General features: G+C 71.3%; 25 protein-coding genes. 6 read left to right on the top strand and 19 right to left on the bottom strand.

Annotated elements, in window-relative coordinates; all coding sequences use genetic code 11:
* Positions 1-54: 54 nt before the first annotated feature.
* The 10 genes from HNR30_RS18920 to HNR30_RS18875 form a co-directional block, all read right to left on the bottom strand.
* Complete coding sequence (locus tag HNR30_RS18920) at positions 55-519, bottom strand: GyrI-like domain-containing protein (protein WP_181611241.1); 465 nt, start codon at positions 517-519, stop codon at positions 55-57.
* An 8-nt stretch (positions 520-527) separates the two neighbouring features.
* Complete coding sequence (locus tag HNR30_RS18915) at positions 528-1,421, bottom strand: RNA polymerase subunit sigma-70 (protein ID WP_181611240.1); 894 nt, start codon at positions 1,419-1,421, stop codon at positions 528-530.
* Positions 1,418-2,236, bottom strand: a complete 819-nt coding sequence (locus HNR30_RS18910) for a MerR family transcriptional regulator (RefSeq protein WP_181611239.1) — start codon at positions 2,234-2,236, stop codon at positions 1,418-1,420. The genes HNR30_RS18915 and HNR30_RS18910 overlap by 4 nt, the downstream gene beginning before the upstream one ends.
* A gap of 74 nt (positions 2,237-2,310) precedes the next feature.
* Positions 2,311-3,117: a heme ABC transporter ATP-binding protein gene (locus tag HNR30_RS18905; protein WP_181611238.1), complete on the bottom strand. Its 807-nt coding sequence runs from the start codon at positions 3,115-3,117 to the stop codon at positions 2,311-2,313.
* Positions 3,108-4,202, bottom strand: a complete 1,095-nt coding sequence (locus tag HNR30_RS18900) for a FecCD family ABC transporter permease (protein WP_181611237.1) — start codon at positions 4,200-4,202, stop codon at positions 3,108-3,110. The genes HNR30_RS18905 and HNR30_RS18900 overlap by 10 nt, the downstream gene beginning before the upstream one ends.
* On the bottom strand, positions 4,199-5,161 hold the full coding sequence (locus tag HNR30_RS18895; RefSeq protein ID WP_181611236.1) for a heme/hemin ABC transporter substrate-binding protein: 963 nt from the start codon (positions 5,159-5,161) through the stop codon (positions 4,199-4,201). The genes HNR30_RS18900 and HNR30_RS18895 overlap by 4 nt, the downstream gene beginning before the upstream one ends.
* Positions 5,158-5,787 (bottom strand): DUF3386 family protein, encoded by a 630-nt coding sequence (locus tag HNR30_RS18890; protein ID WP_181611235.1) that lies wholly within the window; start codon positions 5,785-5,787, stop codon positions 5,158-5,160. Before HNR30_RS18890 ends, HNR30_RS18895 begins: the two co-directional genes overlap by 4 nt.
* Positions 5,788-5,918: 131 nt before the next feature.
* Positions 5,919-6,530, bottom strand: a complete 612-nt coding sequence (locus HNR30_RS18885; protein WP_181611234.1) for a PH domain-containing protein — start codon at positions 6,528-6,530, stop codon at positions 5,919-5,921.
* Positions 6,527-7,597, bottom strand: coding sequence for an adenosine deaminase (locus HNR30_RS18880; RefSeq protein WP_181611233.1), 1,071 nt, complete (start codon positions 7,595-7,597; stop codon positions 6,527-6,529). The genes HNR30_RS18885 and HNR30_RS18880 overlap by 4 nt, the downstream gene beginning before the upstream one ends.
* A gap of 16 nt (positions 7,598-7,613) precedes the next feature.
* A complete protein-coding gene (locus HNR30_RS18875) occupies positions 7,614-7,967 on the bottom strand; it encodes a cupin domain-containing protein (protein WP_181611232.1) in 354 nt (117 codons plus the stop codon).
* A gap of 45 nt (positions 7,968-8,012) precedes the next feature.
* On the opposite strand from HNR30_RS18875, the gene HNR30_RS18870 reads away from it, so the two are divergent.
* The gene (locus HNR30_RS18870; protein WP_181611231.1) at positions 8,013-9,119 is read left to right on the top strand and encodes a hypothetical protein; all 1,107 of its coding nucleotides are present in this window, start codon (positions 8,013-8,015) and stop codon (positions 9,117-9,119) included.
* On the opposite strand, the gene HNR30_RS18865 is transcribed toward HNR30_RS18870, so the two are convergent.
* The 3 genes from HNR30_RS18865 to HNR30_RS18855 all read right to left on the bottom strand — a co-directional run bounded on the left by HNR30_RS18865 (position 9,120) and on the right by HNR30_RS18855 (position 13,202).
* Positions 9,120-11,033 carry a WD40 repeat domain-containing serine/threonine protein kinase gene (locus HNR30_RS18865; protein ID WP_181611230.1) on the bottom strand — a complete coding sequence of 638 codons (1,914 nt, stop codon included), beginning with the start codon at positions 11,031-11,033 and terminating at the stop codon, positions 9,120-9,122.
* A gap of 14 nt (positions 11,034-11,047) precedes the next feature.
* Positions 11,048-11,659 (bottom strand): AMIN-like domain-containing (lipo)protein, encoded by a 612-nt coding sequence (locus HNR30_RS18860; protein WP_181611229.1) that lies wholly within the window; start codon positions 11,657-11,659, stop codon positions 11,048-11,050.
* A 130-nt stretch (positions 11,660-11,789) separates the two neighbouring features.
* A complete protein-coding gene (locus HNR30_RS18855) occupies positions 11,790-13,202 on the bottom strand; it encodes an MFS transporter (protein WP_181611228.1) in 1,413 nt (470 codons plus the stop codon).
* 86 nt (positions 13,203-13,288) lie between these two features.
* Between HNR30_RS18855 and HNR30_RS18850 the strand changes: the two genes are divergently transcribed.
* From HNR30_RS18850 to HNR30_RS18830, 5 genes are read left to right on the top strand one after another with little or no spacing between them, the layout of a single operon-like run.
* Positions 13,289-13,654, top strand: coding sequence for a MarR family winged helix-turn-helix transcriptional regulator (locus HNR30_RS18850; RefSeq protein ID WP_181611227.1), 366 nt, complete (start codon positions 13,289-13,291; stop codon positions 13,652-13,654).
* 57 nt (positions 13,655-13,711) lie between these two features.
* Positions 13,712-14,335: a molybdopterin-dependent oxidoreductase gene (locus HNR30_RS18845; RefSeq protein WP_246378877.1), complete on the top strand. Its 624-nt coding sequence runs from the start codon at positions 13,712-13,714 to the stop codon at positions 14,333-14,335.
* Complete coding sequence (locus tag HNR30_RS18840) at positions 14,305-15,018, top strand: ferredoxin reductase (protein ID WP_181611226.1); 714 nt, start codon at positions 14,305-14,307, stop codon at positions 15,016-15,018. The genes HNR30_RS18845 and HNR30_RS18840 overlap by 31 nt, the downstream gene beginning before the upstream one ends.
* Before the next feature lie 13 nt (positions 15,019-15,031).
* Complete coding sequence (locus HNR30_RS18835; RefSeq protein ID WP_181611225.1) at positions 15,032-15,283, top strand: DUF6510 family protein; 252 nt, start codon at positions 15,032-15,034, stop codon at positions 15,281-15,283.
* A 10-nt stretch (positions 15,284-15,293) separates the two neighbouring features.
* Positions 15,294-15,890 carry a sulfite oxidase-like oxidoreductase gene (locus HNR30_RS18830; protein WP_181611224.1) on the top strand — a complete coding sequence of 199 codons (597 nt, stop codon included), beginning with the start codon at positions 15,294-15,296 and terminating at the stop codon, positions 15,888-15,890.
* Here the strand turns inward: HNR30_RS18830 and HNR30_RS18825 are convergent.
* The 6 genes from HNR30_RS18825 to HNR30_RS18800 form a co-directional block, all read right to left on the bottom strand.
* Positions 15,875-16,687, bottom strand: a complete 813-nt coding sequence (locus tag HNR30_RS18825) for a family 1 encapsulin nanocompartment shell protein (RefSeq protein WP_181611223.1) — start codon at positions 16,685-16,687, stop codon at positions 15,875-15,877. The two genes, HNR30_RS18830 and HNR30_RS18825, sit on opposite strands and share 16 nt — an antisense overlap.
* Positions 16,684-17,670, bottom strand: a complete 987-nt coding sequence (locus HNR30_RS18820; protein ID WP_181611222.1) for a Dyp-type peroxidase — start codon at positions 17,668-17,670, stop codon at positions 16,684-16,686. Before HNR30_RS18820 ends, HNR30_RS18825 begins: the two co-directional genes overlap by 4 nt.
* Positions 17,671-17,752: 82 nt before the next feature.
* Positions 17,753-17,905: a CDGSH iron-sulfur domain-containing protein gene (locus HNR30_RS18815; RefSeq protein ID WP_181612099.1), complete on the bottom strand. Its 153-nt coding sequence runs from the start codon at positions 17,903-17,905 to the stop codon at positions 17,753-17,755.
* A 34-nt stretch (positions 17,906-17,939) separates the two neighbouring features.
* Complete coding sequence (locus HNR30_RS18810; protein WP_181611221.1) at positions 17,940-18,617, bottom strand: HemK2/MTQ2 family protein methyltransferase; 678 nt, start codon at positions 18,615-18,617, stop codon at positions 17,940-17,942.
* Positions 18,618-18,652: 35 nt separating this feature from the next.
* The gene (locus HNR30_RS18805; protein WP_181611220.1) at positions 18,653-19,642 is read right to left on the bottom strand and encodes an iron-containing redox enzyme family protein; all 990 of its coding nucleotides are present in this window, start codon (positions 19,640-19,642) and stop codon (positions 18,653-18,655) included.
* On the bottom strand, positions 19,632-20,711 hold the full coding sequence (locus HNR30_RS18800) for a carboxylate-amine ligase (protein WP_220133773.1): 1,080 nt from the start codon (positions 20,709-20,711) through the stop codon (positions 19,632-19,634). Before HNR30_RS18800 ends, HNR30_RS18805 begins: the two co-directional genes overlap by 11 nt.
* Between the last annotated feature and the right edge of the window lie 45 nt (positions 20,712-20,756).

Here is a 20,756-nt window from a genome sequence, read left to right as displayed (position 1 = left end):
GGAATCTACGGGCGAGGCCCCGGCGGGCGCATCGGATGAGTTACGTATACCGAGCTAGTCTTTCAGCTTGAACAGCAGCTCGGTGTCCCACTCGTTCCAGTCGGGCTGCTCGGCCGGGTTGGTGTGGAAGACCTCCAGCCGGGCGCCCCAGCGATCGTCCCGCACGTCCCAGGCCAGGTCGCGGGCGAGCAGGTCGGCGGTCACCTCCTTCAGCCCGTCGGGGTGACCGTGGTGCATGACGGAGGCGTAGCGCCCGGCGGGCAGCTCGCCCGGCTTGATGTCGCCCTCGCCCTCCGTCGTGGACGCCACCGGGAAGCCCACCTCGAGCTGGAGGTCGCCGTCCATGTCGATGACGTAGTAGCGGAAGAACGGCGCCCCCACGATCTGCAGGCCGTGGGCGGGCAGCCAGCCGGCCAGTTCGGGGATGCGGTCGGCGATCTTGGCGAAGCTGGTCATGGTGACCGTGCCCTTGATGCCCATGTACGGCTGCGCGGGACGGTCGATGATTGTCGGTTCCATACTCCTTACTACGACGCCGCCGCCCGGAACTCATCGAAGAGCGGGAAGATTCTCTCCGCGTCGAGATACGTCGAGCTCCCGACCACCAGCCCGCCCCGCGTCTCCAGCATGAGCAGGGCGAACGGCGTGCCGTCAGGGAGATACTGCCCGAACACCCTGCCCCCGTTGGCCATCGCGGGAACGAACCGGTTGTCGTGGCAGGGCGTGCCCGAGAGCCGCAGGACGGCCTCCAGGTCGTCGCGTCCGCGCAGCCACCAGGCGAACGGCGGCATGGTCATCGTGGCGTCGGCGTGGAGCAGCTTGACCAGCGTGTCGACGTCGTTGCGCATGAACGCGTCGAGGTAGCGCTCCACCAGGTCCTCGTCGACCGGCTCCGCCTCCGGCGTGGCGGGCAGCGCGGCGCGGGCCCGCTGCAGGGCGCTGTTGGCCGCGGCGACGCTGGTGCCGATCAGCTCGGCGGTCTCGGCGGCGGAGAAGGCGAGCACGTCGCGCAGGATGAGGGCGGCGCGCTGGCGGGCGGGCAGGTGCTGCAGCGCCGCGACGAACGCCAGCCGTACGGACTCGCGGGCGACGGCCAGCTCGGCGGGGTCGAGGCGGTCGTCGGGGATCGGCAGCACCCACGAGCTCTCCGGCAGCGGCGGGCCGAGCGGAGTGCCGGGCCTGGACGGAGCGGCCAGGTCGAGGGCGCGGGCCCGCCGCTGGGCGCCGCGCAGCATGTCGAGGCAGACGGTCGTGGCGATCCTGAACAGCCACGCCTTCAGCGGCCCCCGGGACTCGTCGAAGGTACGCCAGGCCCTGACCAGGGTCTCCTGCACGGCGTCCTCGGCCTCGAAGGGTGAGCCGAGCATGCGGTAGCAGTAGCCGGTCAGGGCCTGGCGGTGGTGTTCGAGCACGTCGGTCATGCCTTGGCGATCTCCATCTGCAGCTCCGTCACCCAGTCGGCCTGGCCCGTGTCGGGCGGGCAGTGCAGGTAGACCTCACGCGACAGGCCGCGCGAGCGGTAACCGTTGTCCTCGATCCAGTGTGCCATCGCCTGGATCGAGGCGTCGGCGGTGTCGAGCGGGCCGTGGTGCACGAGCGTGGCCGCCTCGGCGAGGGCGGGCAGGTCGACCATGGTCAGGCCGGGCACGCTCGCGACCGTGACGGGGAAGGCCGCGTGCACCTCGACGGTCCCGTCGCCGAGCGGGAGGTAGTAGGCGATGGAGGGCCCGGCGAAGGGCGACCCCGCGGCCTCCATCCGCTCCATGATCCGGTCGTACAGCGGCTGGATCACGGGACCGATGTCTCCGGGCTCGTAGCTGGCGGCCACCGCGCTGAGCTCGGCGACGCGGACGGCGGGGACCTGTTTGACGACGATCTCGGCGGTTCGCATGGCGCCTTCTCTCTCGATCATCCGGAGCCTCGACTCCACCCCGCGCAGCCGTGCCAGGTCGGCGTCGATCTGGGCCTCCAGCTGGGCTCTGCGCAGCCGTACCATGCCGTGCAGTTCCTCGGCGCTCAGCTTCTCGTCGAGGATCCTGGCCACCTGGTCGAGGGTGAAGCCGAGATCCTTGAGCGCGACGACGCGGTTGAGCCTGGCCAGCTGGGCGGCCTGGTAGGACCGGTAGCCGGTGTAGCGGTCGACGTGGGCGGGGGGCAGCAGGCCGATGGCGTCGTAGTGGCGCAACATGCGCACCGACACGCGGCCGAGCCTGGCGAAGTCTCCGATGCTGAACATGACTCCTCCAGGTTTAGGACCTCACACGGTGTCAGGGTCCAGTATCTCCAGCCGCATCGAGGTGAAGTCGAACGTCACCCGGCAGGGGCGGAAGAACTGGTGCGAGATGGCCCGCCGAGCGGGAGCCGCACCTCGGGGAAGAAGTCGCAGTGACGGACCGGCAGCACCAGGTTGTCGCGCACCTCGATCGGGCAGGCGTAGACCTCGCTCAGCAAACCGGCGTCGAGCACGTCACCGGGTGCTCCGTCGGCGGCCACCCGGCCCTCGCGCATCACCACGATCCGGTCGGCGTAGGCCGCCGCCAGGTTGAGGTCGTGCAGCACCACGACGACCGTGTCGCCCAGGCGGGCGCGCTGCCGCACCAGGCCCATGACCTGCTCCTGGTGGCGCAGGTCCAGCGGGGCGGTCGGCTCGTCGAGCAGCAGCACGGGCGCGCCCTGCGCCAGGACCCTGGCCAGCGAGACGCGCGCCTGCTCGCCGCCCGACAGCGTGGGGAAGGCCCGGTGCGCCAGGTGGGCGACCTCGGTCGCGTCCATCACCTCGCGCTGGGTGCGCTCGTCGTACGGCCTGCCGTACTGTCCCATCTCCACCACCTGGGCGACGGTGAACGGGAAGGCCAGCGTGACCTTCTGCGGTAGCACGGCCCGGAGCCTGGCCAGCGCCGCCGGGCGCAGCCCGCGCAGGGCGGCGCCCGCGATCGTGACGCTGCCCCGGTCGGGCCGTACGTCGCCCGCCAGCACCGCGAGCAGCGACGACTTGCCCGCACCGTTGGGTCCGACGATCGCGACCAGCTCGCCCTCGCCCGCCTCGACGCAGACGTCGTCGAGCAGCGTGGCCCGGCCGGCCCGCCAGGTGATCCCCGCCGCGTCGATCATGCCCATCCTCCCTGCTCCCTTCTCGTACGGCGCAGCAACCAGAGGAAGAACGGCCCGCCCAGCAGCGCGGTGAGCACCCCGATCGGCAGCTCGGCGGGGATGACCACCATCCGCGCGGCGAGGTCGGCCAGCAGCATCACGCCGGCACCGGCCAGCGCGGAGGCGGGGATGAGGATCCGGTGCGAGGGCCCGGCGACCAGGCGGATGAGGTGCGGCACGACCAGGCCGACGAAGCCGATGATGCCGGCCGCCGCCACGCCCGCGCCGGTCAGCAGCGCCGCCAGGCCGATCACCACGATCCGCACCCGCTCGGTGTCGACGCCCAGATGCCTGGCGCTGCGCTCCCCCAGCGCCAGCAGGTCGAGCGCCTTGGAGAACAACGGCATCGCGGCCAGTCCGAGCAGGGCGAACGGCGCCATCGCGGCCACCACCGCCCAGCTGGCTCCGCCGACGCTGCCCAGGCTCCAGAAGGTGATCGAGCGCAGTTCCTCGTCGTCGGCGACGAAGGTGAAGATGCCGACGACCGCGCCGGCCACCGCGTTCACGGCGACGCCGGTCAGGACCAGCGTCACGACCTCGGTGCGGCCGCCGTTCCTGGCCAGCGCGTAGACGGCGATGGTCGCCACGAAGCCGCCCGCGAAGGCGGCCACCGTGATCGACCAGCCGCCCAGGGCGCTGAAGCCCAGCACGATCGCGCCGACCGCGCCCACCGCGGCGCCGGAGGAGACGCCGATCACGCCGGGTTCGGCCAGCGGGTTGCCGAACACGCCTTGCATGCCGGCGCCGGCCACCGCGAGGGCGGCGCCGATCATCAGGGCCAGGACGACCCTGGGGAAGCGGATCGCCCAGAGCACCTCGAAGTGCTCGGTCCTGGTGCCGGTGAGCGCTCCGAGTACCTCGTCGAAGGGCACCTGGACCGCGCCGATCCCCGCCGACACGACGCACAGCGTGGCGAGCAGCACCGCGAGGGCGGGGATCAGCAGCCGGGAGGCGGCGGGCGACCGCGCGACGCCCGCCGCTCCGGCAGCGGCACGGTGGTCCGTCCGTGCCGCCGTCTTGTCAGGCCGGGCGCCCCGGACCTGCTGGGTCATGTCGCCTGGAAGGCGGCGACGAGCTTGTCGAGCGCGGGCCCGGTGCGCAGGCTCATGCCGAGCAGTTCGAGCCCGTCCATCGACACGACGCGCTTGTTCCTGCCCGCCGGGGTCTGGGCGACGCCCGGCAGCTTGAGCAGGCCGTCGATCCCGCCCACCGACTCCAGCCCGTCGTCCATGACGAGGATGATGTCGGGAGCGCCGGTGACCATGGCCTCGGCGGTGATCGGCTTGTAGCCCTGGATGCCCGCCTCCGAGCCGGCGTCGATGCCGCCCGCGGCGGTGATCATGGCATCGGCCTTCGCGCCCCTGCCGCCGATCATGTAGGTCTTCTGCTGGCCGCGCAGGTACAGGAAGGCGACCTTGGGCTTGGTCGTGACCGCGGCGCCCTTGGTCTTGGCCGCGGCGATCTCGGCGGCCACCCTGGCCGCCAGCTCCTTGCCCTTGGCCGGCTCGCCGACGGCCGCGGCGACCGTCTCGATCTTGGCGGGCACCGAGTCGACGGAGTCCGCGGCGGTGGGCACCTGCACCAGCGGCACGCCCGCGTTCTTGATCTGCGCCAGCACCTCGGGCGGCCCGGCGTCGGTGGTGCCGACCAGCACGGTCGGCTTGAGCGCGAGGACTCCTTCGGCGGCCAGGGTGCGGGCGTAGCCGACCTGGGGCTTGCCCTGCGCCTCCGGCAGTCCCATCGCCGACAGGTCCACGCCGACGACCTTGTCCTTCAGGCCGAGCGCGAAGACGATCTCGGCGATCTCGCCGTTGAGCGGGATGATCCGGCCGGCGTCCTTGACCTCGACGTCCGTGCCGTCGGCCGACTTGATGGTGACCGGCAGAGCGGCGGCGGGAGCCTCGGAGCCGGCGGACTGCGTGGCGGGCTGCGTGGCAGGCTGGGCGGCGGGGGCAGTGCCGCAGGCGACCAGGGCTCCGGCCAGGGCGAGGAGGGCGACGACGCGCTTCACCTGGCCACCTCCTTGACGTTGAGTTCGATCAGACGGGTGTGCACGCCGGTGGCGCTCTGGCTGATGACCGAGCGGCTGCGCGGGAACATCAGCCCGCCAACCTCGGCGTAGGTGTCCTCGATGAGCTCGACCTGGACGATCTGGCCGTCGAGGGAGCTGCGCGTGCTTGCCAGGACGGCGGGCAGGTGCCGGCCGTCGGGGGCGCTCTCGCGACGCAGGTGGAAGACCCGGTTGACGGTGTCGGCCATGGTCCTGGTCACCTCGGTGATCCAGTCGCCGCGCACCCGGAAGAGGCTGGAGAAGCGGTCGTCGGCCTTGAGCAGGACACCCAGGGGGTGCTCACGCTCCTCGGGGACGACGGTGAGCTCCTTGGCGAACGGGCTCTCCTGGCGGTGGGTGACGATCCGGGTGAGCTGCCGGGTGGTCCAGTGCACCTGGTCGGTCGCGGCGCCCTCCAGGGTGACCGAGACCTTCGGCGGCTTGCCCGGCCGCAGCTCCACGGACAGGTGTCCGGTGTGGGCCCGGCCGTCCTCGGTGAGGACGAGCTCGGCCTCGAACCCGGCCAGGTCCAGTGGCCAGCGGTAGGTCGCGGCGTGGGCCTGCTCGACCAGCCGTGCGTCTGACATGAAGAATCCTTGCTGACTTAGGTAAGGCATGCCTTAGTTAGGCAAGCCATACCTAATTACGACTCCCCCGCACGCGCAAGACACGAAAAAGCGCCCCCATCACCGATGGAGGCGCTGCGTTTCGTGCGATGTCAGGCGAGCGCGGCGATCACGATCATGACCACGGCCAGCGCGATCACCGCGATGGCGTCGGGAGCCAGGACATTGCGGACCTGACCGGGCTCCTCCTTGCGAAGCCTGGCCGTCTCGACCTTCTGGGTGATCTGCTCGCCCACCCAGTCGGCGTGGGTCTTGCCCGCCAGGGCGTCGTGCGCGGACTGCTCGCCCTTGGACAAGACGGGCTCGGTGCGCACCTTGCCACGCTCGACGCGCGGCATCGCCCGCCGCTGCGCCTTGGCCCGCTCCCTGGCCGAGGCCATCGGGGTCCACAGGCGAATCAGCCTGCCCTCGCCGTACTCGACGGAGACGGAGTGGCCGACCTTCACCTCGCCCAGCGCCGACCAGGGCGCCTCGACGTTGCGCAGCGGGTTGCGCGCCTTGAGCCCCTCGTCGGCGATGATCGTGGCCGGGCGCAGGCTCGTGAGGTACACGACCGCGGTCAGCACGGCCAGCACCGCCGCGGCCACCAGGGTCCACTTGCCGTTGAAGCGCACGGTCAGGTCGTAGACGTTGAACGCCACGAACGCCAGCCAGATCCACCCGAAGACGAAGGCGGTCGTCGAGCGGTAGGTCGTCGGTTTCATGCGCGCCACTTCAGCTGGGCGAAGCCGGGCTTGATGAGGCCGTTGATGAGCGCCAGGCGGTCGTCGAAGGGGATGAACGCCGACTTCATGGCGTTCACCGTGAACCACTGCAGATCATCCCAGTCGTAGTCGAAGGCCTCGACCAGCTTGGCGAACTCCCGCGAGAGGGAGGTGCCGCTCATCAGCCGGTTGTCGGTGTTGACCGTGACCCTGAAGTGCAGGCGGCGCAGCAGGCCGATCGGGTGCTCGGCGATCGAGGCCGCCGCACCGGTCTGCAGGTTGGAGGTCGGGCACATCTCCAGCGGGATGCGCTTGTCGCGCACGTAGGCGGCCAGGCGCCCCAGCTTGGTGCCGTCGCCGGAGATGTCGTCGATGATGCGCACGCCGTGGCCCAGCCGGTCGGCGCCGCACCACTGGATGGCCTGCCAGATCGACGGCAGGCCGAACGCCTCGCCCGCGTGGATCGTGAAGTGCGCGTTCTCGCGCTGCAGATACTCGAAGGCGTCGAGGTGGCGGGTGGGCGGGAAACCCGCCTCCGCGCCGGCGATGTCGAAGCCCACGACGCCGACGTCGCGGTAGCGCACCGCGAGCTCGGCGATCTCCATGGAGCGCGCCTTGTGGCGCATCGCCGTCAGCAGTGTGCCGACGCGGATGTTGCGCCCCTCCGAGCCCAGCCTGAAGCCCTCCAGGACGGCCTCGACCACCTCGTCGAGCGAGAGCCCCGCGCTGGTGTGCTGCTCGGGCGCGTAGCGCACCTCGGCGTAGACCACGCCGTCGTCGGCCAGGTCCTGCGCGCACTCGGCGGCCACGCGCACGAGCGACTCCCTGGTCTGCATGACACCGACGGTGTGGTCGAAGGTCTCCAGGTAACGTTCGAGCGAGCCGGAGTCCGCCGCCTCCTCGAACCACTGGCGCAGGTTGCCCGCGTCGGTGGTCGGCAGCGCCGAGTAGCCGGTCTCCCGCGCCAGATCGACGATCGTCTCGGCCCGGAGGCCGCCGTCGAGATGGTCGTGGAGCAGCACCTTGGGCGCGCGGCGGATCTCCTCGAGAGTGGGTCGCTGGCTCATCTCGTCATCTTAATGGTCACTCGTCCCTGTTCACGGTATCCGGGGAGAAGGCGGGCAGGCAGACCGCGATGTACTCCGCCCCCTCGTCGCCGGTGGAGTAACGCACCTTCTCCCCCGCCGGGGTGACGATCGACTGGCCGGCCTTCACCGTCGAGGTGCCGCCCGCGTGCTCGACGATCACCGCGCCCTTGAGGACCACCGTGTACTCCGTGAACAGCGGGGTCTGGGCAGGCTCCTCCCAGCCGGCGGGCGCCACCATGTGCGCGATCGAGATGGCCTCGTCGCCGCTGTTGACGCGCCCGATGTGCTCCGCGATGACCTTGCCGCCCGGAACGGGGATCCGGGTGGCACCCTCCAGAATTCTCACCATCGACCCAGTTTGTCACGCGCTGCTAGGGTGCTCGCGAGGTGGCCGATGCGGAAGAGCTACACCGGTGTCATCGTCACGGCCGTCCTGCTCGGCGGGCTGGTCCTGCTCGCCCTGCTGGCCCTGCTCGTCGCCCTCGTGCTCCGTACGGCCCCGCAGACGGGCAAGCGGGCGGCGACGTCGTCACCGAGCCCCCAGCAGCGAGCCGAGCAGCTCGAACAGGCCTCAGCGCTCCTCACCAGCGGCCAGGTCGTCAAGCTGAGCTACCGCCCCGCCTCGGAGAAGGCCGACGTCACGGGCCAGGTGGTCTACGTGCGCGACGACCTCGCGGTCGGGGAGTACGTCAGGGGCAAGGGCAGGGCGCGGGTCGTCGTGGCCTACGGCAAGCAGTTCGTCAACGGCGACGTCACCTGGTGGTGGGACCAGTACGACGACGACCAGGAGTACGCCTGGCTGCTGGCCGGCCACTGGTACGAGAACGGCGACGGCCTCGGCCACGACCTGCACATCGGCCTGACGCCCTCGTCCATCGCCAACACCCTCGACCTGGCCGCCTCGCGGGGAACCGGCTACACCGCCGACGGCAAGGGCATCGCGTGGAGCTTGGGCGAGGGCGACTACCGCCAGGAGTTCTGGCTCTCCGACGACCCCAAGGAGTTCACCCTCAAGGTCCGCACCGACGTCAACCAGGGCCGCGTGTACGACCTGACCTACACGGTGGTGCCACGGTTCGAGCGCCAGCCCGTCTACGACGAGCTCGTCGACGCGGTCGACGGCCTGCGCACGGCGGCCTCGATGTGGTCGTCGCAGGCGTTCACGACGTTCAAGTGGGGCTCGTGCGACGGCTCCGCGTGCACGATGAAGGTCACGATGACCGTCGGGGAGGGCTCGGGCAGGGGCGCGGCGGTGGGCCGCATGATGCTCTACACCAAGAAGAAGAAGCTGGGCTCGTGCGAGACCGTCAGACGTTTCACCTACAGCTCCAAGGAGCAGAAGCTGACGGTGTCGTGCGCCGTGCGCGGTGACACGTGGCGCGTGTTCTGGACGGCAGGCGCCAAGCAGGACTACTGGGGCCAGACCTACGCCGCCGAGGTCGCGCTCAAGGAGGCCCAGGTCGACGTGCTGCTGCTCCAGATCGCCGAGCTGCGCGACTGATCAGGGCAGCTCCAGCCGCCACAGCCGCAGCGTCATGTCCTGGCCGGTGGTGACCACGGCGGGTGCGCCGTCCACGGTGGTCGCCTCAAGACCGGCGATGCCCGTCTCCTGGCCGGCGGCCTGGTGCGCGTCGATGGGCTGGCCGAGCCGCTCGCCGGTGCGCGGATCCCACATCCGCAGGGTGCCGTCGGCGCCGCCCGACACCAGCACCCGCCTGCCCCCGACCTCGGCCAGGGCCAGGTCGGTCACGGCGCCGTCGTGCCCGCGCATCGCGGCGCCCACGGGCCTGCCGCTCTCCAGGTCCCAGCGTCGCACGGTGCCGTCGTACCCGGCCGACACGATCAGCCCGTCGGTCACCACCAGCGCGGCGACCGCCTGGCTGTGACCGATCATCGGCTCTCCGAGGGGCTCGCCGGTGTCGAGGTCGAAGCGCTGCACGGTCGCGTCGCCGCCTGCCGAGACCACCGTCCGGCCGCTGACAGCCAGCGCCAGCACGGTGCCGGTGTGGTCGGTGGCGATCTGCCTCACCTGCTTGGCGGCCTTCAGATCCCACACGACCAGGCGCGCCCACGCCCCTCCCGTGACGGCCAGCTTCCCGCCCGCCGTCGCGATCGCGCCGAAGGCCTCCTGGTCCTCGCCCGGCACGCGCATCGTGCTCAGCCGCTCGCGGGTGGTGGAGTCCCAGACGCCCAGGCTCTCGTCCCCGCCGATCAGCGTCACCTGCCTGCCGTCGAGCTCGAGCGCGGCCAGGGTGTCGACGCGGGTCTTCAGGGGCTCGCCCGCGGCGGCGGCGGTGGTCAGGTCCCAGCCGCGCACCTCGTCGTACTCCCCTGTCAGGGCCACGGGCCTGCCTCCGGCCGTGGCGATCGCCAGTGCCCGGACGCGGCTGTAGCGGTCGCCGGCCTCGCGGACGGGCTCGGCCCATCCGCCTGTCTGGGGCCGCCACGTCGTGGGCGGGCGGTAGGAGGAGGCGGAGGTCCCCGACGTGCCCGTCGTGCCCGAATCCTGGAGGGAGACCGTCACCAGGACGGCGAGCGCGGCGACGGCCAGCGTGCCGGCCACACCCGCGCGCAGGGCCGTGCGCGGGCGCCTCCGCTCGATCGTGGCCGCCTGCCGTACGGCGGGCTCCTGCGCTCCGGCGCTGAGCGCCTGGACCAGTTGGCCGGCCGTGGGCCTGCCGCGAGGGTCCTTGACCAGGGCCGCGCCGACCAGGCCGCGCAGCGGCTCGGGCAGCGACGACAGGTCGGGGTGGCGGTAGAGCACCGCGCTGAGCACCTCGGGAACGGTCACCCCGCTGAACGGCGAGCGGCCCGTCGCGGCGAACAGCACCGTCCCCGCCCAGCTGAACACGTCGGACGGGGGGCCCACGGGATGGCCGGCCACCTGTTCGGGCGACATGTACGCCGGGGTGCCGACCACGCCGGAGCGGGTCAGGCTGGCGTCCACCGCGCGGGCGATGCCGAAGTCGATGACGACCGGCCCCTCGGGCCCCAGCAGGACGTTGCCGGGCTTGAAGTCGCGGTGCACCACGCCCGCACGATGGATGGCGGCCAGCGCGGTCGCGGTGGCCAGCGCCAGCCGGTGCAGCGCGCCGCCCGAGCGCGGCCCCTCGGCCCGCACCCGGGCCTGCAGCGACTCGCCCGGCACGTACTCACTGACGATGTGGGGCCGCTCGCCGGTCAGCTCGACCTCGAGGACCGCCGCCGTGCAGAACGAGGCGACCCGCTGGGCGGCCTCGGCCTCCTTGCGCAACCTGCCGTCGAGCGCGCCGGCGTGCATCACCTTGATGGCCACCTGCCGGCCGTCGTCGTCCTCTCCCAGGTAGACGACACCCTGGCCGCCCTCCCCGAGCAGACCGGTCAGCGTGTAGCCGGCGATGCGGGAGGGGGCTCCCGGGGGTAACGGGGCTGGCATGAGGCCGACAATAGTCAGCTCGCTATGTCGATCACCAGACGCGCGGGGTCGTCGTAGGCCTTCACCTGGAACGGCGCCGTTCTGTCGAGCACGATCCCGACCCCGACGTGCGCCTCGAAGTCGCCGGTGCGCACCACGTTGCGCACGTTGCCCAGGTCGGCCTGGTAGATGGGGCCGCCCACCCAGGTGGGCTTGCCGTCGTCGTCGTGGGCGTTGGCGGGGGTCAGCCTGACGTGCAGGTAGACGCCCGGCACGTCGATCTTCTCGCCGGAGCCGTCCTCGGTCAGCTCGTCCTGCCACTCGACGGTGTATCCGGGCACCTCGCCCTTGAAGTCGATCACGACGCGGTCGAAGCCGGGGTGGGCCGCGTGCCGTACCCCTGTCACGATGGCGGGCTCACCGTCGCGGTCGACCTGGACCGCCTTGGTGTTGGTGATCGTCGGAGCGGGGCTCGCCGGCGACGGCGCGGCGGTGCTCTGGCCCGTGGTGCTCTGGCCCGTGGTCTGGCTCGTGGGCTCCTGGCTGCCGGGTGACACGCCGGCCGAGGTCTCGCCCGGCCCCGTGCCGCCGCATCCGGCGAGCAGGAGGAGGCCGATCAGGGCTGTTGTGGCGTGTGAGGGACGCATGTTCCCTAGATTCCCAGCACCGCTACCGCGCATGCTCGCAGTATCACGGACGGGCATGACACGGGCGGGAGCACGGCACGGCGACGGGCCCCGCCGGAGTCCGGCGGGGCCCGTCGAGGGCGCGGATCGGTCAGACGGTCTCGAAGACCTTGGCCTCGTCGGCCACCGGGACCGCCTTGCGGGCCCTGAGCCCGGTCAGCGAGATCGCCAGGCCGATGACGCCGAGGACGAGCGAGACCCAGATGGCCGAGCGCAGCGCCTCGATGGTCAGCCCCGAGGTGGACTGCGAGGTGAGCACCGCGGTCCCGACGGCGAGCACGATCGCGCCGCCGACCTGGCCCGAGGTGTTCAGCAGGCCGGAGGCCAGGCCCTGCTCCTCGTCCTTCACCCCGGCCACGGCCTGGATGTTGAGCGAGGGGAACGACAGCGCGAAGGCGATGCCCAGCAGGATCATGCCCGGCAGGACCAGCAGTCCGATGCTCGGGTCGGTGTCGATGTTCAGGAAGAAGACGTAGCCGCCGACCAGGGCCGCCGAGCCGACGGCGATGAGCTTGCCGGTGCCGAAGCGGTCGGCGAAGTCGCCCATCTTGGTCGAGGTGAGCGCCACCAGCAGGCCCGCGGGCAGGAACGCCAGGGCGGTCTGCAGGGCCGACCAGTGCAGCAGGTTCTGGAAGTACTGCATCATCACGAACTGGAAACCGACGTAGGAGCCGAACAGGATCACCAGGCCGAGGTTGGCCCGCACGAGCGGCGCGGAGCGCAGGATGCCCAGGCGCACCAGCGGGTGCTTGAGCCGCTGCTCCAGCACGACGAAGGCGGTCAGCAGGGCGGCGGCCACGACGAGCGAGCCGATGGTGCGCACCGAGACCCAGCCGGCCTCGGGAGCCTGCACGACGGTGAAGACCAGCAGCAGCATCGAGGCGGTGATCAGGATGGCGCCGAAGATGTCGTGGCCGCCCTCGGCCTTCTCCTCGGCGACCTTCGGAAGGGTCTTGATCGCGGCGAAGAGCGCGATGATCGCGACCGGCACCGGCATGAGGAACGTCCACCTCCAGCCGAGCGAGGTCAGGAAGCCCGACAGCACCAGGCCGAGCGAGAAGCCGCTGGCCCCCGCGGCGGTGAAGATGCTCAGCGCCTTGTTCCTGATCGGTCCTTCGGGGAAGGTCGTCGTGATGATCGACAAGGCGGCCGGGGCGGTGAACGCGGCGCTCACGCCCTTCACGAACCGGGCGGCGATCAGCAGGGCGCCGTCGTCGACGATGCCGCCGAGCAAGGACGCGACCGCGAAGACGCCCAGTGCCACCAAGAAGACCCTGCGTCTGCCGAGCAGGTCGGCGGTCCGGCCCCCGAGTAGCAACAGACCGCCGTAACCCAGCACGTAGCCACTCACCACCCACTGCAGGGAGGAGGTGCTCAAACCCAGGTCGGCCTGGATGGCGGGGAGCGCCACGCCGACCATCGACACATCAAGCGCGTCAAGGAAGATCACTGTGGAGAGCACGGCCAGTGCGCCCCAGGCGAATTTTGAGGAAGAGGAGGTCATGCGGGCTACATTACATGCACTTGCATCTAATGCAACAGCATTTAATTCCGTTGCATACGATTTAACGGCATGGTAACCTCCGGCTCATGAACGAGGTTGAGGCCTGGCGCGAGGTACTCGCCAAGCACGCCAAGACCATGTGCGCGCTGGAGCGCGAGCTGGGCGCCAAACACGACCTGGGCCCCAGCGAGTTCGAGGTGCTCGACCGCATGGTCAATCTCGACCGCACCGCCCGGGTGCAGGAGCTGTGCGACGAGGTCCACCTCAGCCAGAGCGCCCTGTCGCGGGTCGTGGCCAGGCTCGAGAAGGCCGGGCTGGTCAGCCGCGGCGTCTGCCCGAGCGACCGACGCGGCGTCGCGGTGTGCATCACCGACAGCGGCCGCGCCAAGCACGCCGAGGCCCTGCCCACCCACCGCGCCGTGCTCCACGAGATCTTCGCCCCCGCGCGCTGAGCGGCGATCTTCCCAAAGCGTGCCATCCCTTGAGATGCGCGCGATGAGCACGCGGGGATGCCCCTGCTCATGGGAACCGTCTCGCGCGGGTTCAGCGGCACGCACTTCCGCAGGCCCGGCCCCGAACTGGCGGACCGGGTGCCTCCGGGACAGTATCTGGCCGCAGGCTTCCCCGTCCTGACCGCGGGCACCACCCAGCACATCGAAACCGGCCTGTGGAGCTTCACCATCCGCGGCGGCCGGGCCGAGCCCAGATGGACGTGGGACGACCTGCTCGCGCTGCCGGCCGAGCGGTTCACCGTCGACATCCACTGCGTCACCCGCTGGACCAAGCTCGACACCACGTGGACGGGCGTACCACTCGACACCCTGCTCGCCGAGGCCGATCACGACGCGGCCTTCGGCCTCGCCGTCAGCTACGGCGGCTACGCCACCAACCTGCCCGTCGCCGAGATCACCGGCGGCAAGGCCTGGCTCGTGTACCTCTACGACGACGAACCGATCACGCCGGAGCACGGCGGGCCCGTCCGCATGCTCGTCCCTGGCCACTACCTGTGGAAGAGCGCCAAGTGGATCCGCGAGCTGTGGCTCATGGACGAGGACAGGCCCGGCTTCTGGGAACAGTCCGGCTACCACAACTTCGGGGACCCATGGCGCCAGCAGCGCTACTTCAACGACTGACGTGGCTGCCCGCCGTCATCGCCGAGGCGCGGGCCGAGACGCCACAGGCCCGCACGCTGGTGCTCGACGTGCCCGGCTGGCCGGGCCACCGCGCCGGCCAGCACGTCGACGTACGGCTGACCGCCGGCGACGGCTACCAGGCGGTGCGCAGCTACTCCCTGGCCTCGGCGCCGGGCGAGCAGCCGGCGATCACCGTGGCCCGCGTGGCCGACGGGGAGGTCTCGCCCTACCTCGTCGACGTGGCCAGGCCGGGTGACCGGGTGGAGATCCGCGGCCCGGTCGGCGGGTACTTCGTGTGGGAGCCCGCCATGCCGTACCGGCCCGTGCTGCTGGTCGGCGGCGGCTCCGGCGTCGTGCCGCTGCGCTCCATACTGCGCCACCACCGCCAGAGCGCGGACCCCACGCCCATGCGGCTGGTCTACTCCGTGCGCGCGCCGGAACTCGTCATCTACCGCGAGGAGCTCCAGGCGGAGCACCTCGTCTACACCAGGACCACGCCACCCGGCTGGCCCAGGCCCGCCGGGCACATCGACCAGGGACTCCTGCGCGAGGTGGCCTGGCCGCCCGTCGACTCTCCCCTCGCCTACGTCTGCGGGCCCACCGCCTTCGTCGAGCACCTCTCCGGAGCGCTGCTCGACCTCGGCTACCGGGCCGGCGACATCCGCACCGAACGTTACGGCTGACCGGGAGGATCCCATGCACGTGGACGGCAACGCCGCCGCCGGCCTGCTCACGCAGGTCTTCGCGCGGGACATGACAGGTGCGCACGGCACCTGCGGATCATGCGGGCACAACGGCCCGCTGGCCGAGGCCGTCGTGTACGGCGAAGCGGCCGGCACCGTGTTTCGCTGCCCGACCTGCGACAACGTCCTGATGACGCTCGTGGAGGCGCCGGGAAGGATCCTGGCCCGCCTGGCCGGGCTGCGCTGGCTGGCCGTACCCATCTAGGAGGAGCACGATGTCCGTCATCTCACAGGGCTTCCAGGGCCGCGGCCGGCGCGACGACAGGCTGCCGCCCGGGCAGTACGAGACCCACGACTTCCCGGTGCTGTCGGCCGGCCCCACGCCGTACATCTCCGTCGACGAGTGGCAGTTCACCATCGACACGGAGGACGGCGCCCGCCACACCTGGTCGTGGCAGGACCTGATGGCTCTGCCCAAGAGCACGCCGCACGTCGACATCCACTGCGTCACCCGCTGGTCGAAGTTCGATACCGACTGGGAGGGCGTCTCGCTCGACGTCCTGCTGGAGGACGTCGAGAGCGCGGCGGAGTACGCGCTGGTGTCCAGCTACGGCGGCTACACCACCAACCTGCCGCTGGAGGACCTGCTCGACGGCAAGGCCTGGATCGCCTACGCCTTCGACGGCCGGCCGCTGGCACCCGAGCACGGAGGCCCTGCCCGGCTGCTGGTCCCCCACCTGTACTTCTGGAAGTCGGCCAAGTGGGTGAGAGGCATCCGCCTGCTCGACCAGGACGAGCCGGGCTTCTGGGAGACCGCCGGGTACCACAACTACGGCGACCCGTGGCACGAGCAGCGTTACTGGGGCGACTGACCGGGCCGCAGCCAGACCGCGGCCTCGCCCGTCAGCGGCAGGAAGGTGAACGACTCCTGCAGGTAGAGCGTCACCTCGGACCCGGTGTGCCCCAGGTACCCGATCGACAGGTCCTGGCCCAGGTGCAGCTCGAAGTCGCCGCCACGGGTGGTGAGCACGACCGCGCCGCTCAGCGCCGGGGCCCAGACGATGTCGCCGTCGATCAGGCGGCGGATGTGGTCGATCACCGGGTATCCGTGGTCGCTGGTCTCGCTCACGCCCGTGTAGGCCTGCGCGCCCAGCAGCACGCTGTAGGGACCGTCCACGCCCGCCATCCGCAGGCTGCTCAGCGCCTGGGAGATGCTGTCGGGATAGGCCCGCACGTCGCCGGGCAGGACGATCGGCGGGTTGGTCGCGGTCGGGATGATGCCCGCGATGCCCGCCGCCGGATACCCGTCGAGCACCGCGCGGTCCTCCGCGACGGCCAGGTCATGCGCGGCGTCCTTGGCCGGCTGCCAGTCGGAGTCACCAGAGCCCCGCTCGACGTCGTCGACGGCCGCGCGGGCCAGCGTGAACGGGCGGCGCAGCTCGACCAGGCGCGACACCTCCCGCTGCCGGGCCACCACCCCGCCGGCGGGCCCCTCGACGGCCGTCAGGTGGCCGGTGCCCACGGCCGACAACGACGGGCCCTCGGGGCCCTTCACGTCGACGACCCGCCTCCCCGCCAGATGGCGGCGGAAGGTGCGCAGGACTTCCTCTTCGATCTGCTCCCAGGCTTCTTCGGAGACCGGGGCCAGTTCGCGGTGCAGGTTGTTCATGCTGACGGCACTCCCTTGAGACTGCCCACGTCCAGCGATCCGGCGTAGGCGGGTGGCGGCGGCTGGGCGAGCCGCTTCAGCCACTCCGTGGAAGGAACGAAGAAGAGCGACCCGGTGACGGCCGTGGAGAAGTCGAGGATGCGGTCGTAGTTGCCCGGCGGATCCCCCACGAACATGTTCGTCAGCATCAGCTCGATGACGTCCGGCGTGCGGCTGTAGCCGATGAAGTAGGTGCCGAACTCCCCGCGCGAGACGCTGCCGAAGGGCATGTTGTCGCGCAGGATCTTCAGCTCCTGACCGTCGCGCTCGATCACGGTCAGGGCGTTGTGCGCGTTGGCGGGCTTGACGTCGTCGTCGAGCTCGACGTTCGACAACTTCGTGCGGCCGATGACGAGTTCCTGCTCCTCGACCGTGAGCCTCTCCCAGGCGGCCAGGTCGTGCAGGTACTTCTGCACGATCACGTAGGAGCCGCCGGCGAACTCGAGCTCCTCGGCGCCGATCAGCACCGACTCGGCTGCCAGCGCCCCCTCGGGGTTCTCCGTGCCGTCGACGAAGCCCAGCAGGTCACGGGCGTCGAAGTAGCGGAACCCGTGCACCTCGTCCGCGTACGCCACCGCGTCGCCCAGCCTGGCCATGATCAGGCTGACGAGCTCGAAGCACAGGTCCATGCGCTCGGCGCGCACGTGCAGCAGCAGGTCGCCAGGAGTGGAGACGGCGTGGTGCATGCCGCGGATCTCGGCCATCGTGTGCAGCCCCGACGGCTTCTTCCCGGCCCCGAGCGTGTCCCACAGCCGCGAGCCGAAGCCGATCACGCACGACAGGCGCGCGGCGGGCTCGCGGAACGACACCGTCCGTACCAGCCCCGGCAGGTCGTCGCACAGGTCGCGCACGGCGTCCTGGGTCCCGTCGCCGAGCACGACGACAACGAAGATCGCGGCATTGGTCAGCGGCGCCAGTACGGCCTGCGGTTCGGCGGTAGTCATGCACAGGTCCTCTCCGTAGGAGAGCCTTGCCACCTCCGATCGCGGCCAGCACCAACGGCAGTGCCGGAATCGGCAAACAGATTCAGCCGGGCGGCCGCTCGCGGCGCCGATGGCTGGTGTCGCAGAAGGGATAGGCGCGGCTGCGCCTGCACGTGCACAACGCCACCAGGAACCGGTCGGACCTGGCCGTGGACCCGTCGTCGAGCACCACCTCGACCGGGCCCTCGACCAGCATGGGTCCGCCCTGGACGAGCCTCACCCTGGTCCCGTCAGGCGATCCGCCGTTCTTCTGCCGCTTGTCGCTGGGCACAGATCACCACCAGTTCCTCTTCCCGCTGGCCGGGCCGGATGAGGCCCTGCGCCTCCAGTTGGGCGACCCGCGCCCGCATGACGGGGCCGAAACGTTCCGGCCTGCGAGTCATGACGTGGGTCCGCAGGCCCGCCGCGCGCAGGCGCCGCAGCGACGCCTCCACGCCGCTCAGCGCCGAGTGCACCATCAGCAGCGAGCCTCCTGGCGCCAGGTGACGCGGCGCGGCCGCGCAGATGCGGTCCACGAGCCTGCGGCCGTCGAGCCCGGCGTCCCAGGCCCGCGCCCTGCTGTGCGCGCCGGGCGCCGCCGCCCGCCCCGCCACGTAGGGCGGGTTGGCCAGGATCACGTCGAACTGCTCGCCCGCGAGCGGGTCGAACAGGTCGCCGCGGAGCACGCGCACCCGCCTGCCGCGCACGACGGTGTTGAACCAGGCGGCGAAGACGGCACGCAGGCTCAGGTCCACGGCGGTCACCCGCGCACCCGGATGGCGGGCGGCGATGACCGACATCACCCCGGTCCCCGAGCAGATGTCCAGGATGCTGGCGCCGTCAGGCGGATCCAGCAGGCCGAGCGCCTCCGACAGCAGAGCGGTGTCGCCCTGCGGCCGGTAGACCCCCGGCGGCCTCAGCAAGAACATGACACTCAACTACCTCGAAACAGACACAAGTAACGTCACGGCAGTGGCTTCAGCAGCGAGGACACCGGTTCCGCCGCCCTCCAGCACCCGAGGACGTGGGCGCCGAAACGCTCCTCGACGAGCTCGGTCGCCTGCACACCGAAGACCACGTCGGCCGCCAGTTCCGGCTCGCGCTCCAGCAGGTCGCCCAGCACGTCCGTGCGCAGCACCTGCTCGTGGACGGCGTCCGCCTCGACGTGCTCGGTGAAGAACAGCGTGCCGCGCGGGCCCACCCCTAGCCGTTCCAGGGCCTGGGTCATGCGCCGCGCGCTCGGTGAGGTGGTGATCTCGGCCGCCGCGAAGTGCCCGGCCAGCGCGCCGCGCAGGGACCGGTGCAGGCCGAACAGGCTCATCATGTTGACCACGGCGAGCATCTGGGCCGGGGCCACGTCGAGATAGGCGCCGTAGGCCGGGTCCAGGTCCAGCTCCTCCATCAGGTCGGCGAACAGGCGGGAGTGCATCATCTCGGCCCGGCCGCCGCCGAACTCGTCGAACTCCACCGCCACCAGCGCCGCCTTGGCCCGGCCCGTCAGTCTCGGGATGACCCAGGCGTGCGGGTCGGCCTCCTTCAGGTGATAGATGGAGCGGTGGGCGACGTACTCCCGCAACTGCCTCCGGTCACCGCGGTCCTTCAGGTGGTAGGACAGGCCGTCGCCGTCCACCGGCTCGACCAGCAGGGGCTCCAGCACCTCGTCGACGTCGTCGCCGCCGGGCACACCCGCACGCAGTCCGGCCTCGAAGGCCCGTTCCAGCCGCCCGCGCACGCGCAGCAGATCGGGATCCCACTCCCAGGCGTCGTCCACCTCGCAGAAACCCCGGTAGTGCAGCTCGTAGCAGACGTACAGGGCCAGTTGCAGATCCTCGCCGAACGGATCGGCGTCACCCACGGGCGGTGCCACCACGTCCTTGCGCCCGGAGAGCGTCGCGACGACCGCCTCCGAGAGGGGTCCGCGCGGGGACGGCAGCTTCGGCGCGTCACCGTTCATGAGTGTCCTCCTCGATCGTGGGGACGGCGGCGCGTCGCTGCCGCTCGGCTCCCGTGCCGTCGTGCCTCATCCACTCCATCAAGCGCTTGACCTCCAGCAGGTCACCCGCCTCCTCCAGGGCCGTGCCCACGTGCTCCACCAGTGCCTCCGCCACCTCCCATGCGTCCCGGCGCCGCCCGGCGACCAGGTCGACGCCGGGGCCGTCCATGCCGTACCTGGCGGCGCTCCACACCGCCGCGGCGCACAGCTGGTCCGACGGCGTGGCAGGGGCCCGGCCAGCGGCCAGATCGGCCAGGGCCGTCCTGACCAGCGCCCTGGACAGAGCCGCCTGCAGCATCGCGTCGTCCACGGTGGCCGCCGCGTCGGCCACGCGCAATTCCACCGTCGGCAGCCGCGAGCCCAGCCTGGCCAGCCAGAACGACATCGAGGCGTCCACCAGCACGCCGCAGGACACCAGGGCGTCCACCGCGCGGTCGTAGTCCGCCGCCGAGCCGAACACCGGCGGCACTCCCGAGCCGGGGAAGCGTGACTGCTGGACCATGCGCCAGCTGGCATAGCCGGAATCCCCTGCCGGGCCGTACGGCGAGTTGGCCGACAACGCCAGGAGGGTGGGCAGCCACGGCCGCAGGTGGTTCAGCACGGCGACCGCCGTCTCCCTGTCGCCCACGCCGACGTGCACGTGGCAGCCGCAGCTCTGGTAGTCGGCGATGACGCCCGCGTACATGCCGCCGATCCGCTCGAACCGCTCGCCCGGGGTCAGAGGGGGCGCCCCGGGCTCGGCGGGCGTACCCACCGACACCAGCGTGAGCCCCCGCGACCTGGCCGCCTCCGCCAGCGTGGCCCTGCCGTACCGGAGCTGCGAGCGCAGCGCGCCGAGCGTGCGGCAGACCCCGGTCGCCGCCTCCACCTGGGTCTGGAAGAGCTCCCTGTGGAAACCGCCGTACTCGTCGGCGGCCGCGTGCCGGCCCGCGGCGCGCAACACCTCCGCGGCCCGCGCGGCCGGTTCCCCCGAAGCCGGGTGGAGCAGCAGGAACTCCTCCTCCACACCGACGGTGATGCCGTCGTCCATACCCGCCGACTACCCGGGCAGGCCCCATGCATGCTGACGTGACCT

Origin of the sequence: Nonomuraea soli, assembly GCF_013761175.1 — a bacterium.
GTDB classification, from domain to species: domain Bacteria; phylum Actinomycetota; class Actinomycetes; order Streptosporangiales; family Streptosporangiaceae; genus Nonomuraea; species Nonomuraea soli.
Note: the sequence above shows the minus strand (reverse complement) of the source record. Positions and strands in the feature narration are given on the sequence as shown.

Bases quoted from the DNA above. Each gene is read 5' to 3' on its own strand.
- HNR30_RS18815 (WP_181612099.1), bottom strand. From the start codon at position 17,905: ATGCTGGTCGAGGGCCCGGTCGAGGTGGTGCTCGACGACGGGTCCACG.
- HNR30_RS18825 (WP_181611223.1), bottom strand. From the start codon at position 16,687: ATGAACAACCTGCACCGCGAACTGGCCCCGGTCTCCGAAGAAGCCTGG.
- HNR30_RS18885 (WP_181611234.1), bottom strand. From the start codon at position 6,530: ATGAAACCGACGACCTACCGCTCGACGACCGCCTTCGTCTTCGGGTGG.
- HNR30_RS18915 (WP_181611240.1), bottom strand. From the start codon at position 1,421: ATGACCGACGTGCTCGAACACCACCGCCAGGCCCTGACCGGCTACTGC.
- HNR30_RS18900 (WP_181611237.1), bottom strand. From the start codon at position 4,202: ATGACCCAGCAGGTCCGGGGCGCCCGGCCTGACAAGACGGCGGCACGG.
- HNR30_RS18870 (WP_181611231.1), top strand. From the start codon at position 8,013: ATGCGGAAGAGCTACACCGGTGTCATCGTCACGGCCGTCCTGCTCGGC.
- HNR30_RS18855 (WP_181611228.1), bottom strand. From the start codon at position 13,202: ATGACCTCCTCTTCCTCAAAATTCGCCTGGGGCGCACTGGCCGTGCTC.
- HNR30_RS18880 (WP_181611233.1), bottom strand. From the start codon at position 7,597: ATGAGCCAGCGACCCACTCTCGAGGAGATCCGCCGCGCGCCCAAGGTG.
- HNR30_RS18860 (WP_181611229.1), bottom strand. From the start codon at position 11,659: ATGCGTCCCTCACACGCCACAACAGCCCTGATCGGCCTCCTCCTGCTC.
- HNR30_RS18830 (WP_181611224.1), top strand. From the start codon at position 15,294: ATGTCCGTCATCTCACAGGGCTTCCAGGGCCGCGGCCGGCGCGACGAC.
- HNR30_RS18810 (WP_181611221.1), bottom strand. From the start codon at position 18,617: ATGTTCTTGCTGAGGCCGCCGGGGGTCTACCGGCCGCAGGGCGACACC.
- HNR30_RS18905 (WP_181611238.1), bottom strand. From the start codon at position 3,117: ATGGGCATGATCGACGCGGCGGGGATCACCTGGCGGGCCGGCCGGGCC.
- HNR30_RS18800 (WP_220133773.1), bottom strand. From the start codon at position 20,711: ATGGACGACGGCATCACCGTCGGTGTGGAGGAGGAGTTCCTGCTGCTC.
- HNR30_RS18820 (WP_181611222.1), bottom strand. From the start codon at position 17,670: ATGACTACCGCCGAACCGCAGGCCGTACTGGCGCCGCTGACCAATGCC.
- HNR30_RS18845 (WP_246378877.1), top strand. From the start codon at position 13,712: ATGCCCCTGCTCATGGGAACCGTCTCGCGCGGGTTCAGCGGCACGCAC.
- HNR30_RS18805 (WP_181611220.1), bottom strand. From the start codon at position 19,642: ATGAACGGTGACGCGCCGAAGCTGCCGTCCCCGCGCGGACCCCTCTCG.
- HNR30_RS18890 (WP_181611235.1), bottom strand. From the start codon at position 5,787: ATGTCAGACGCACGGCTGGTCGAGCAGGCCCACGCCGCGACCTACCGC.
- HNR30_RS18850 (WP_181611227.1), top strand. From the start codon at position 13,289: ATGAACGAGGTTGAGGCCTGGCGCGAGGTACTCGCCAAGCACGCCAAG.
- HNR30_RS18865 (WP_181611230.1), bottom strand. From the start codon at position 11,033: ATGCCAGCCCCGTTACCCCCGGGAGCCCCCTCCCGCATCGCCGGCTAC.
- HNR30_RS18910 (WP_181611239.1), bottom strand. From the start codon at position 2,236: ATGTTCAGCATCGGAGACTTCGCCAGGCTCGGCCGCGTGTCGGTGCGC.
- HNR30_RS18835 (WP_181611225.1), top strand. From the start codon at position 15,032: ATGCACGTGGACGGCAACGCCGCCGCCGGCCTGCTCACGCAGGTCTTC.
- HNR30_RS18875 (WP_181611232.1), bottom strand. From the start codon at position 7,967: ATGGTGAGAATTCTGGAGGGTGCCACCCGGATCCCCGTTCCGGGCGGC.
- HNR30_RS18840 (WP_181611226.1), top strand. From the start codon at position 14,305: ATGGCGCCAGCAGCGCTACTTCAACGACTGACGTGGCTGCCCGCCGTC.
- HNR30_RS18920 (WP_181611241.1), bottom strand. From the start codon at position 519: ATGGAACCGACAATCATCGACCGTCCCGCGCAGCCGTACATGGGCATC.